Annotated in this window: 7 protein-coding genes; 2 read left to right on the forward strand and 5 right to left on the reverse strand. The window is 69.6% G+C overall.

Features of this window, described 5'->3' with window-relative positions; translation table 11 throughout:
• Positions 1-38: 38 nt before the first annotated feature.
• The 3 genes from TFC3_RS18975 to TFC3_RS18985 all read right to left on the reverse strand — a co-directional run bounded on the left by TFC3_RS18975 (position 39) and on the right by TFC3_RS18985 (position 7197).
• On the reverse strand, positions 39-2381 hold the full coding sequence (locus TFC3_RS18975; RefSeq protein WP_153040295.1) for a bifunctional diguanylate cyclase/phosphodiesterase: 2343 nt from the start codon (positions 2379-2381) through the stop codon (positions 39-41).
• A 47-nt stretch (positions 2382-2428) separates the two neighbouring features.
• Positions 2429-6346, reverse strand: a complete 3918-nt coding sequence (gene hrpA / locus TFC3_RS18980; RefSeq protein WP_067501604.1) for an ATP-dependent RNA helicase HrpA — start codon at positions 6344-6346, stop codon at positions 2429-2431.
• An 80-nt stretch (positions 6347-6426) separates the two neighbouring features.
• Complete coding sequence (locus TFC3_RS18985) at positions 6427-7197, reverse strand: aldo/keto reductase (protein ID WP_236718199.1); 771 nt, start codon at positions 7195-7197, stop codon at positions 6427-6429.
• A 94-nt stretch (positions 7198-7291) separates the two neighbouring features.
• Here TFC3_RS18985 and TFC3_RS18990 point away from each other — a divergent pair, with 94 nt between their 5' ends.
• The gene (locus TFC3_RS18990) at positions 7292-7657 is read left to right on the forward strand and encodes a response regulator (protein ID WP_067501611.1); all 366 of its coding nucleotides are present in this window, start codon (positions 7292-7294) and stop codon (positions 7655-7657) included.
• Here TFC3_RS18990 and TFC3_RS18995 read toward each other — a convergent pair.
• The gene (locus TFC3_RS18995) at positions 7590-9848 is read right to left on the reverse strand and encodes an ATP-binding protein (RefSeq protein ID WP_236718200.1); all 2259 of its coding nucleotides are present in this window, start codon (positions 9846-9848) and stop codon (positions 7590-7592) included. The genes TFC3_RS18990 and TFC3_RS18995 overlap by 68 nt on opposite strands.
• An 80-nt stretch (positions 9849-9928) precedes the next feature.
• Positions 9929-11086, reverse strand: coding sequence for a sporangiospore maturation cell wall hydrolase GsmA (gene gsmA / locus TFC3_RS19000; protein WP_067501616.1), 1158 nt, complete (start codon positions 11084-11086; stop codon positions 9929-9931).
• Positions 11087-11269: 183 nt separating this feature from the next.
• On the opposite strand from gsmA, the gene TFC3_RS19005 reads away from it, so the two are divergent.
• Positions 11270-12172: a phosphatase PAP2 family protein gene (locus tag TFC3_RS19005; RefSeq protein ID WP_067507053.1), complete on the forward strand. Its 903-nt coding sequence runs from the start codon at positions 11270-11272 to the stop codon at positions 12170-12172.
• Positions 12173-12215: the final 43 nt, after the last annotated feature.

Here is a 12215-nt window from a genome sequence, read left to right on the forward strand (position 1 = left end):
AACCGAACGGCACCCGAGCGCTGCCCGCAGCGCACCTGTCAGCTCACGCGTGAGCCCCATGAGGCGTTTGTGAGCAGCGAGGACGCCTGCTCGGCGGGCAGCGGGCGGGCGAAGTAGAAGCCCTGCGCGCGGTCGCACCCGAGTTCGCGCAGCAGCGCCACCTGCTCGGCCGTTTCGACGCCCTCGGCGATGGTGCCCAGGTTGAGCCCGGCCGCCAGGTCGATGATCGCCTTGACCATGGTGCGCGCCGCCTGGTCGCCCTCACCGGGCACGGGCATGAACGACTTGTCGATTTTGACGAGGTCGATGGGCAGGTCGCGCAGGTACGCCAGCGAGGAGTAGCCGGTGCCGAAGTCGTCGACGGCCACCCGGACCCCGCGAGCCCGCAGCGTCACCAGGTGGCGGATGGCCTGCTCGGTGACCATGCCCGAGGCGACCAGCACGCCCTCGGTGATCTCCAGGATGAGCGAGGCCGGGGACAGGCCGGTGTCGCTGAGCACGGAGAGCACCTGGGCGGCGAAGTCGAGTTCGCGTAGCTGACGCGGCGACACGTTCACCGAGACCACGGCGGCGTGCTGAGCGCGGTGCCACCCGGCGACCACCTCGCAGGCCCGGCGCAGCACCCACGCCCCGATCGGCACGATCAGGCCGCTGTCCTCGGTGGCCGGGATGAACCGGTCCGGCGGCACCATCGCCTCGCCCTGCGGCTGCCAGCGGATCAGGGCCTCCACCCCGGTCATGCGCTCGTCGGCGAGGCGGATCAGCGGCTGGAAGTGCACGATCAGCTCGTCGCGCTCGATGGCCCCGCGCAGGCGCTCCACCGTACGGGCGGCTTCGGTCTTCTTCTCGCTCAGAGAATGCTGGAACTGCGTCATCTGGTCGCGCCCGGCCGCTTTGGCCTCGTGCAACGCCATGTAGGCATCGCGGAGCACGTCCCCGGTCAGCAGGCCGCTGTCGAGCTCGCGCAGCCCGATGCTCACCGTGGCGAACAGCTGGTGCGCCTGCACTTCGAACGGCATCCGCATGGCCGACAGGATGCGCTCGCCCAGCTTGGTGCACGCGGCGGGATCGAGCCCCTCGGCCAGCACTGCGAACTCGTCGCTGTCCAGCCGCGCAAGCATGCTGCCGCCGGGCACGGCCTCGGCCAGCCGCCGGCATGCCACCAGCAGCAGCTCGTCCCCGACGGCGTGTCCGAAGCGGTCGTTGACCTCCTTGAACGCGTCCAGGTCGGCAATGATCAGCGCCCCGGCCCGCTCCCCGGCCAGCGCGGAGGTGAGGCGTTCGTAGAGCAGCTCCCGGTTGGGCAGCCCGGTGAGGCTGTCGTGCTGGGCGCGGTGGCGCAGCTCCTCTCGCAGCTCCGCTTCCATGCTCAGCGAGTTCTGCAGGGCGGTCGCGTGCCGGCGGGTCACCATGTTGAGCTGGCGCATCCGCGCGACCACCAGGGCGGCGGTCAAGGCGGTGGCGCCGACCGGGACGATGATGTCGCCGACGCCGAGCCGGGTGCGCTCGGTCAGCAGGAAGATGCCGGACATGATCGGGGTCGCCACGACCGTACCGATGTAGATCCACGACGTGCCGATGTCGCGCGCCTCGTCGGCGTCCTGGACCGGGGGCGCGCCGGCCATCGACGGGTGCAGAGCCGCCGTGCCGATCAGGGCGCTGGCGAGCATCCAGCACTCGAGGCTCACCAGCGGCGGGCCGTGATCACCCAGCAGCGCGATGAGGAACGCCGTGTCGCCGGTGAGCAACGCGCCCATGCTGACCATGAGCATCAGCCAGGAGAGAGACCTGCCGCCGCCGAGCAGGAGCAGCCGCAACGCCAGGGCGAAGATGACCATGTCGAGCATGGGGAACGCGACGACATGGAATTCCCCGGGGGCCAGCTTGGCTTCCGAGACGTACGGGTCGACCAGCACGGTCCACCACACGACCAGCGCGCCGCTGGTGATGATGCCGGCTTCGACGTACCCCGCGAAGCGCAATTCTTTGCGGCCCTGCACGGGCAGCACCGCGAGCGCCGCGCCCAGCGCCGGATAGATCGTGTAGTAGAGCAGGTCGACCGAGGCCGAGGTGCCGATCACGTGGGTCTGCTGCAGCACCCGCCAGGCCACGTTGCTGACCACGGTGTACCCCGCGGCGAAGGCCAGCATCCGCCAGCCCAGCGCGAACCGGGGCCGGTGCAGCCGGACTCCGAACAGCAGGATCACCACGATCAGCAAGGAGCCGAGCAACTGCACGGCGCCCTGCGGCCCGGCGGGCAGGAACGGGATCGCCGCCATCGCCGCGATGAAGAACACGAGGTGCCACAACCACCATTGCCGGGCTGAGCGCGGCCGTTCGCCCGCTGTGGCTGCCGCAGGATTCTTTCCCACGTCTCTCACGTTCGCATGATCTTGGACAAGTCAATGGCAGAACCGCAGACAACTTCTCAGCCGGGTAGCTGGTCCATCGCTTTGAAGATGCGTTTGTCCGAGACCGGGTATGCCGTTCCCAGTGACTGCGCGAAGAAGTTGATCCGCAGCTCCTCGATCATCCAGCGGATCTCGCGCAGGCCCTCGTCGGCCGGACCGCCCACCGGCAGCTCGGCGCGCAGCTCGCGGTATTCCTGCTCGATCTCGTGCAGCTGGGCCATCAGCTGACGGTCGCGGGCCAGCGTACTGCCGAGCCGGTCCAGCCGGTACGCGATGCCCTTGAGGTAGCGCGGCAGGTGGTGCAACTGGCGCCAGCCGGTGACGGTGACGAAACCGGGGTAGACCAGCGCCTTGAGCTGGGCGCGGATGTCGGTCAGGGCCGGGAGCAGGGCCGGCTCGCGGGTCGTACTGAGGCGCTGGCCCACCTCGTACGCCGTGGCCAGCACCGCCTGCACCTGGGTGACGACCGCAGCAGTGGCATCCACCAGGTCGGCGCGCACCTCGTCGAGCAGCTTGGCGAACTCCTCACTCGTCCAGGCCGGTCCGCCCGCGTCCTGCACGAGCCGGTCCACGGCGGCGCCGGCGCAATCATCGAGCAGATCGGCGATCGACCGGTACGGGTTGCCGCGCGAAAGTTCGAGTTTGGCGCGATTGTCCAGCCGTCCCTGCAGATAGCGGGCCGCCGGGGGCAACGTGAGCAGCAGCAACCGCCGGGTGCCCGCGCGCATCGCCAAGCGCTGTTCGGCCTCGGTCTCGAAGACCCGTACGGCCACACTGTCCTTCTCGTCGGCCAGCGCCGGATAGACCGCCACCTCGTAGCCGCCGCGCACCTGTTTGACCGAGCGCGGCACCGTACCGAAATCATTTGTGGTGATCCCGCGCCGCTCGATGTCACCGGCCGCCGCGGAGATGGTCGCCTGCACCTTGGGCGCCAGGCTGGCCCGCAGCACGTCCAGGTCGCGGCCCTCGCCGACCACCTCGTTGCGGTCGTTGACCACCCGGAAGTTCATCCGCAGATGCTCCGGCACCTGGCCGGGTCGCCAGGCGTCGCGCGGGACGACCGTACCGGTCAGCCGGCGCAGCTCGGCGCCGACCGCGTCGCTGAGGTCGCCGCGGCGGGCCGCGATGCGCGAAAGTACCGCGTCGGCCCAGTCCGGCACCGGCACGAAGCTGGTGCGCAGGTGCTTGGGCAGGGCCCGGATGAGCCCGACGATGATCTCCTTGCGCAGACCCGGCACGTTCCAGCCGAAGTCGGTCGCGTCGAGCTTGTTGAGCAGCGGCAACGGCACCTGCACGGTGACGCCGTCGGCCTTGGTGCCAGGCTCGAACTGGTAGCTCAACGCCAGCCGTACGCCGTCGGCCAGCCAGGCATCCGGGTAGGCGCCCGGGTCGACCCCGTCGCGGCCGGAGTTGACCAGCATCTCGCGGGTGAAGGTGAGCAGTTGCGGGTCGTCGCGGCGCGCTTTTTTCCACCACGCGTCGAAGTGGCGGGCGGACACCACGTCGGCCGGGATTCGCGCGTCGTACAGCTGGAAAACGGTTTCGTCGTCGACCAGAATGTCGCGGCGGCGGGCCCGGTTCTCGACTTCTTCGATGCGGACGAGCAGTTTCGCATTGTCGGCGTAGAAAGCGTGGTGGGTGTCCCAGTCGCCTTCGACCAGCGCGTGCCGGATGAACAATTCGCGGGAGACGACCGGGTCGACGCGGGCGTAGCCGATTTTTCGCCGGGGCACGATGGGCAACCCGTACAGGGTCACTTTTTCGTACGCCATGACGGCGCCTTGCTTTTTCTCCCAGTGCGGTTCGCTGTAGCTGCGCTTGACCAGGTGCGGCGCCAATTTCTCGGCCCATTCCGGCTCGATGCGCGCGTTCACCCTGCCCCAGAGCCGCGAGGTTTCGACCAGCTCGGCCGACATCACCCAGCGGGGTTGCTTCTTGAACAATGCCGAGCCGGGGAAAATGGCGAACTTGGCTCCCCGGGCGCCGAGGTACTCGCGCTTGTCGGTGTCCTTCAGTCCGATGTGGCTCAGCAGACCGGAGAGCAGCGCGGTGTGCAAGCGCTGGGCCTCCGGCACACTTTCGTCGTCCTCGGACACCGTCAGATCGAGTTGGCGCGTCGCGACCTGACGCAGTTGCGCATACAGATCCTGCCATTCGCGCACGCGCAGATAATTCAAGAACTCACTGCGGCAGAGCCGGCGGAACTGGTTACCGGACAGCTCGCGCTGCTTCTCCCGCAGATAACGCCACAGATTCAGGTACGAGAAGAAGTCCGATTCCTTGTCGGTGAACCGGGCGTGCTTCTCGTCGGCCTGCTGCTGTTTGTCAGCCGGGCGCTCGCGCGGATCCTGGATGGACAACGCGGCCGTGATCACCATGACCTCGGCCACGCATTCCTGCACGCCGCCCTCGACCACCATGCGGGCCAGCCGGGGGTCGACCGGCAATTGCGCGAGCCGCCGTCCCATCGGGGTCAGCTTCTGCTTGTCCAGCGCCCCGAGTTCCTCAAGCAGTTTGATGCCGTCGGTGATGTTGCGCTTGTCCGGCGGGTCGATGAACGGGAACTTGGCCAGGTCGCCGAGCCCGAGGTTGGTCATCTGAAGAATGACCGACGCGAGGTTCGTGCGCAGAATCTCGGGTTCGGTGAATTCCGGGCGCCCCTGGAAATCTTCCTCGGAATACAGGCGAAGGCAAATACCGTCTGAGGTACGTCCGCAGCGGCCCTTGCGCTGGTTGGCGCTGGCCTGGGACACGGCTTCGATGGGCAGCCGCTGCACCTTGAGCCGGCTGCTGTACCGCGAGATCCGGGCGGTGCCGGGATCGATCACGTAGCGGATGCCCGGCACGGTCAACGAGGTCTCGGCGACGTTGGTGGCCAGCACGACCCGGCGCCCGGTGTGCCGCTCGAAGACCTTGTGCTGCTCGGCCGCCGACAGCCGGCCGTACAGCGCAACGATTTCGGTGTTCCGCAGGTCCCGCTTGTTCAGGGCGTCGGCGGTGTCACGGATCTCGCGTTCACCGCTGAGGAACACCAGGATGTCGCCGCTGGACTCGCGCCCCAGCTCGTCGACCGCGGCGGAGATCCCGTCCACCAGGTCGACCGGCTCCTCGCGCTCCTCCTCGGTCTCCTCGATGAGCGGCCGGTAGCGGACCTCGACCGGGTACGTGCGCCCGGACACCTCGATGACCGGGGCGGGGGTGCCGTCGGCGGCGGCGAAATGCTCGGCGAAGCGCTGCGTCTCGATGGTCGCCGACGTGATGATCAGCTTGAGGTCGGGGCGTTGCGGCAGAAGCTGGCGCAGGTAGCCGAGGATGAAGTCGATGTTGAGGCTGCGCTCGTGGGCCTCGTCGATGATCAGCGTGTCGTAGCGGCGCAACTGGCGGTCGTGCTGGATCTCGGCCAGCAGGATGCCGTCGGTCATCACTTTGACCATGGTCTGCTCCGACACCTGGTCGGTGAAGCGGACCTTGTAGCCCACTGTGGCACCCAGGTCGGTGCCCAGTTCCTCGGCGATGCGCTCGGCGACCGTGCGCGCGGCGATGCGCCGGGGCTGGGTGTGCCCGATCTGCGCGTCCACCCCGCGGCCCAGTTCCAGGCAGATCTTGGGTAGCTGGGTGGTCTTGCCCGAGCCGGTCTCGCCCGCCACGATCACGACCTGGTGATCGCGGATCGCCGCGAGGATGTCGTCCTTGCGGGCGCTGACCGGCAGATCGGGGTACGTGATCGCGGGCGCGGCGGCGATCCGCCACGCGCGGCGCGCCGCCGCGCGGTCGACATCGGCGCTTATCTCGGCGAGCACGGCCGAGCGCGCGGCGTCGTCGCGGATCTTGCGGGTGCCCTCCAGGCGGCGGCGCAACCGGCGCTCATCGGCAGGCAGGAGGTCGGACATCTTGCGGCGGAGCTCGGAAAGATCCGAGGAGGGCGTTACAGACATGGCGCGTCAACAATAGGCGGGAGCGGCCCGGCGCGCCCGGTGATTATCGCCGCGCTGCCCCTTGGAACAGGGGGCGGCGGTCAGGCGGGGCCGAGCGCGTCGATCCGGGCCATCTCGTCGGCGCTCAACTCGAAGCCGTCGAGCTGGGCGTTGCGGGCGATGCGCTGCGGGTCGGCGCTCTTGGGGATGACCACGATCTCGTGCTGCAGATGCCAGCGCAGCACCACCCGGGCGGTGTCCACGTCGTGCGCGGCGGCGATCCCGGTCAGCACCTTGTCCTTGAGGTTCGTGGTCTTGAACGGGGAGTAGCCCTCGACGACGATGCCGCGGTCGCGGTGGGCGGCGACGAGTTTGGGGTCGTACAGCGTGGGTCCGAAACGAATTTGATTGACCGCTGGTTTCTCCCCGGTCGCCCGGATCAGCTCGTCGAGCCCGGCGAGGTCGTAATTGCTGACGCCGACCGCCTTGACCTGGCCTTTCCCGCGGGCGGCGAGCAGCTCGCGCCACATCGGCACGGAGGCGTCCCGGCTCGGCGGCCAGTGGATCAGCCACAGGTCGATGGCCTCGAGGCCCAGGGCCTTGCGGCTGGCCTCGAGGGTGGCGCGTTCCTGGCCGGCCCGCTCCGCCTGGATCTTGGTGGTGACGAAGATCTCGTCGCGGGCGAGGCCGCTGTCGGCGATCGCGCGGCCCACCTCGTCCTCGTTGCCGTACATGGTGGCGGTGTCGAGGTGGCGGTATCCGGCGTCGAGCGCTGCCCGTACCGCGTCATAGGCCGCCTGGCCGCGCAGTTGCCACGTGCCGAAGCCGAGCAGCGGCATGCCGGGACCGACACGCTGGGAGGAGATTGTCATGGCTTCCATAAAACTCCGCGATCGCCCGTGTCTCCACCATGAGGTGGGTCTTTATAGCTGCGATACGACTTCACCATGAGCCTACGGAGCAGCTTTGATCGTCGTCGCCGAGGACCACGAGGATATTTTGTTCGTGCTCCGCCGTTCGCTGGAACGAGCCGGTCATCAGGTTGTCACCACCACCGACGGCGAGCAGGCCCTGGCGGCGGTCCGCAAGCATCGCCCGGACATCGTGGTCACCGACGTCGACATGCCCAAGATGACCGGCCTGGACCTGTGCCGGGCGATCCGCGCCGACGAGGGCCTGCGGCACATCCCGGTCGTGCTGGCCAGCGGTTCGATGCTGCCCGGCGACGCGCGCGCGACCGAGGTGGGCGCTAGCGCGACGCTGCTCAAGCCGTTCCTGCCCGCCCAGTTGCTGGCGTGCGTGGCGTCGCTGCTGCCACCGCGGCCGGCGTGATCGTGGCGTTGCGCAGCGCGGTGTCGCGCACGGCGGTGCGTTCGGCAAGCGCCTTGTGCAGGCCGGCACCGGCGAGCGGCAGCGTGAAGTGGAAGCGGGTGCCGCCGCCGGGGTTGTCGCTCACGCCGATGCTGCCGCCGTGGCGTTCCACGATGCGCCGGCAGATCGCCAGGCCCAGGCCGCTGCCGGCGTATCCGGCGGCGGCGGCCGCGCGGTGGAAGGTTTCGAAGATGTCGGGCTTGTCGGCTTCCGGGATGCCGATGCCACGATCGGCGACCTCGATGCGGGTCCAGCCGGGTGCGGCCGCCACCGCTGTGACGTCCACCCGGGGAGTTTCGCCACGGGGTACGTACTTGAGTGCGTTGCCGATCAGATTGTCCAGCACGTGCCGCAGCATCGCCGGGTCGGCTTTGACCTCGGGCAGGCGCCCCAGATAGAAGTCGGGCCGGGCACTGCCGGGCCGCAGGGCCTCGGTGCGGTTCCCGATGACGTCGGCCACCAGGGGCGCCAGCGCGACGGCCTCCAGCTTGAGCGGCGCGTCCCGCGAGGTCGTGTAGGCCAGCAGCGTGTCGATCAGGGCGGCCATCCGGTCCACCGCGTTGGCGATGCGATCCATGGCCGTCCGGGCCTCGAACACCTCCGGGCTTTCCGGGGCCTCGGTCAGTTCGTCGGCTGCGGTCTCGCAGTGCCCGCGGATGACCGCCAGCGGCGCCTTGAGGTCGTGCGCCACCACCCCGGCGAACACCGCCAGGTCGGTCTCGTAGCGGCGCAGCTCGGTGATGTCGTGGAAGACCGCCACCGCGCCGTGCTGGCCCGCGCTGGGATCCAGCGGCCGCCCGTCGACGCTGACCAGGATGCCGTCCAGGCGCTGCTCGTTGCGGATGAGGATCTCCACGCCGTCGGAGGGCTCGCCGCGCAGCGCCCGCACCAGCGGCAGCTCGTCCATCGGGAACGGGGTGCGCCCGTCGGCTCGGAACAGCCCGTAGTGCTGCTGCCAGTCCCCCGGTCCGTCCACGTCGTCGTCGACCCCCAGCAGCCCCTGGGCCGCCGGGTTGTGCAGCAGGAACCGCCCGTTCTCGTCGACCACCCCGACGCCGTCGCCGATGCTGGTCATGACCGCGCGCAGCAGGCCCGCCTGGCGCCGGCTCTCCGCCTCGGCCACGCGCAGCTCCGCGGTGGCGACCAGCACCTGCGAGCGCGCCCGGGAGCGCCCGGTGGCCAGGATCCAGACCAGCAGGGCCAGCATGACGGTCACCACGATGCCGCCGAGCAGCACGGTCGCCGGGGTGCTGGTCCGCGCGCCGGGCAGGCGGTGCGAGTCGGCGCTGGTCACCAGCGTCCACTGCCGGTCGGCGACCTGGATGGTGGACGTGCGGGTCAAGTCGCGCCGCCCCGGTGCGTCGTACGAGGCGATGGGCACCGAACGACCGGCCGTGGTGGCGAACAGCTCACCGTCGAGCGTCCCTTGGCCGGCCTGGTCGAGTACGCCATCGAGAAAGTCGCGGCCGTGCAGGCCCAGCGCGAGCCACCCCTCGAAGCGGTCGGCCATCACCGGCGTGACGAACAGGAACGACAGCTGCTGCTCGGCGGGCGGCAGACCCCGGTCCCGCAGAAGCACATACGCGTCCGACACCGCCTGCTTGCCGGTGTACCGGGACTCGCGCAGGGCCTGCGAACCCTCCGGCGCCGAGGACACATCCAGCCCCGCGGAGATGGGATGACCGTTGTTCAGGGTGCGCTGGAAGATCGAGAAGTAGTGCTCCCCGGCCACAGTGCTCGGCGAGAGGACCAGCCCTGGCGCCCCACGCTTGCGCCAGAAAGCCTGAGCCGGGGCCACGTCGGATCGTGCGGTGGCCACGACAAGGGCCACCGCGGTCGCCCCGGGGAGCCCGGCGGTCTGCAGCGGAGCGGTGGCGGCGGCGAAGTCGTCGGCGTCGAAGCCGGGATTGGTGCCGATGCCGGCGGCCACGGCCTGCATCAGATCGCGGTACCTGCCGGTTTCCGTGGTGACGGCGTTGCGGGCCACGGCCGTGCGCTGGTCCATCACCCGGGCGGCGTCGGCGCGCTGGTCCTCGCGCAGCGCCCCGACCGCGAGCAGCGTGGCGGTGAGCCCGATGACGAGCACGTTGGCGGCGAGCAGCGGACCGACGAAGCGTCCCTGCCACGCGCTCACGCCGTCTTTGCTCCTCACCACCGCGAGCATAAGACGCAAAACGCCCCCGCCGGCCCGGTTCCGCCGACGGGGGCTCAGTTACTTGAGCTGCGCTTGCCTTACTGCCACGTGTCGTACTGGTAGAGGTTCCAGGAGGCCATGATGCCGGTGACTTTGGTGTAGTAGTTCGGGTCGGTGGCGTAGCCGGCCTTCCAGACGTTCCAGATGAACTTGTTGGCGTCCTTGGTGTAGGTGAACGCACCGGCGTAGCGCGGGTTCACGCGCAGGAAGCTGCCGTGGTCGCGGAAGGAGTGGGCCTGGGTGGCGTACGTGCGGAACACCCCGGTGGTGGTGAAGCACTTGCCGGCCTTGGTGCACTCGTCGGTGACGTAGGTGTGGCAGCCGTTGGCCAGCTTGCCGTACGCGCCGTTCTGGCACTTGATACCGAAGTAGTTCTTGTCGACCGCGGCCAGACCGCTGCGGCCCCAGCCCGACTCGAGGATCGCCTGCGCCATCGTGACCGAGGCCGGGACGCCGTACTCACGCCAGCCGCGCTGCGCACCGGGCACCGAGGCCTTGATGAACTGCTCCGGGGTCAGCGTGACCGCCGGGGCCGGGGTGACCGCGCCGGTACAGGCCGACAGCTTGCCCGAGTACATGTAGGCGTGCGAGATGTAGGTGCCGACCGAGGTCTTGTCCCACTGCGTGGTGGTACGGACCGTGCCGGTGACGCTCTGCCCGGTGACCGCGCAGACCAGGTTGATCGTGCGCCCGGTGACCACCGACGCGAGCACGGCCGAGGAGGTCGACGGCGCCGAGCGCAGGTTGACCTTGCCCTCGAAGCTCTTGACCGTACCGACCACGAACTTCTTGGCGGCCGGGGTCGCGGGCTTGGTCACCGGCTTGGACTTGGTCGGCACGGCAACCGGCGAGGCCGCCGCGCACACCGGGATGGCCTTCTTGGCCGTGACGTAGGCATGGGAGACGTAGCGCCCGGTACTGAGCCGGTCCCAGGCGGTGGTGGTGCGCACCGAGCCGCGGACCTTCTGCCCGGTAACCTGACAGGCCACCGTGATCTGCTGGCCGTTACGCAGCGTGGCGACGGCGGCTCCCTGCAACGAGGCCTGGGAGCGTACCTTCAGCGTGCCGGACACCTTGATGGTCGCGGGCACCCCGGTGCTCGCCGCGTTGGCGGCCTGAGGTGCCACGGTCAGCCCGGCGCCGAGCGCGGCGACGAGCAGCGGCCCGGTGAGCAGTCGTCGGGCGGTGTGCAACATTGAGATCCCCTCGATCGCGGCCCAGGCCTGCTTGCCTCGGCTTCGTTCGAAGGTCCGCTCACGGCGTTGCCGGCCGGGAACGCTGGCGGGTGCAGTCCGGTTGCCCGTGGCACCACGCATGAAAACAGGACGGTATGGGCAATGCTGAGCCGCCCGACGCGACGCCGAATGGAGAATCCGCCGATGACGGCCCTGGCCTCCCACCCCCGCGACACGGCCCCCGCCGAGCGCGGCCGCGGGTTCAGTCACGTGTTCGCGCACGCATGCGTCGCCCTGCTCGCGGCGGCCGGGGTGGCTGCGCTGTACTACCTGTGCGTGCGCACCGGCTTGGGCCAGCGCATCGACACCGACGCCATGCGCGGTGCCGACGTCGACCACCCGCGCGCCGTCGAGGTGATGCAGCGCGCTCTCAACGGCACCACCCTGGTCAGCTTGATCGCGGTCTGCGTGGCCGCCGCTGCCATCGGTTTCGTGCGCCGCCGGGCCGACCTGGCCATCGCGGCTGCCGTGCTGGTGCTGGGGGCCAATGCCACGACCCGGGTGCTCAAGACGTACCTGGTGCGCCCCGATCTTGATGGCACCTCGATGCCCAACTCCTTCCCCAGCGGGCACACCACAGCGGCCGCCTCCGTTGCCTTTGCCCTGATCCTGACCCTGCCGTTCGCGGTCCGGGGCACGGTGGCCGTGATCGGCGCGGCCTACACCACGATCATCGCCGTGGCCACCGTCTGGGCCGAATGGCACCGCCCCAGCGACACCATGGCGGCGCTGCTGGTGGTGCTGGCCTGGGGCGCGCTGGCCTCGACGATCGTGCGGCTGGGCCGGGTCCGGATCACCGGCGTGACCGCGCGACCCAACCGCTACGTGATGCTGCTGTTCGCGATCGGCGGCACCCTGAGCCTGGTGGTAGCCGCGGCCGGCCTGGCAGTGATCACCCTGGGTGACCGTCTGTCCCCCGAGCTGACCGGTGGCCGGGTGTCGTTCGCCACCGGCATCGCGGCAGTCACCACCGTCGTCGCTGGAACCTTCGCAATCTGGGTACGTCTGGCAGCAGGCGACCGCCCGTCGCCGCTGCAGTCCTCGTAGTTCCCTTCAGAAGCTTATTGTTCCCCTCAGCAAGCTTCTGGTT

The organism is Actinoplanes sp. TFC3 (assembly GCF_001553785.1).
Classification (GTDB): domain Bacteria; phylum Actinomycetota; class Actinomycetes; order Mycobacteriales; family Micromonosporaceae; genus Actinoplanes.

Bases quoted from the DNA above. Each gene is read 5' to 3' on its own strand.
- TFC3_RS19005 (WP_067507053.1), top strand. From the start codon at position 11,270: ATGACGGCCCTGGCCTCCCACCCCCGCGACACGGCCCCCGCCGAGCGC.
- hrpA (WP_067501604.1), bottom strand. From the start codon at position 6,346: ATGTCTGTAACGCCCTCCTCGGATCTTTCCGAGCTCCGCCGCAAGATG.
- TFC3_RS18985 (WP_236718199.1), bottom strand. From the start codon at position 7,197: ATGACAATCTCCTCCCAGCGTGTCGGTCCCGGCATGCCGCTGCTCGGC.
- gsmA (WP_067501616.1), bottom strand. From the start codon at position 11,086: ATGTTGCACACCGCCCGACGACTGCTCACCGGGCCGCTGCTCGTCGCC.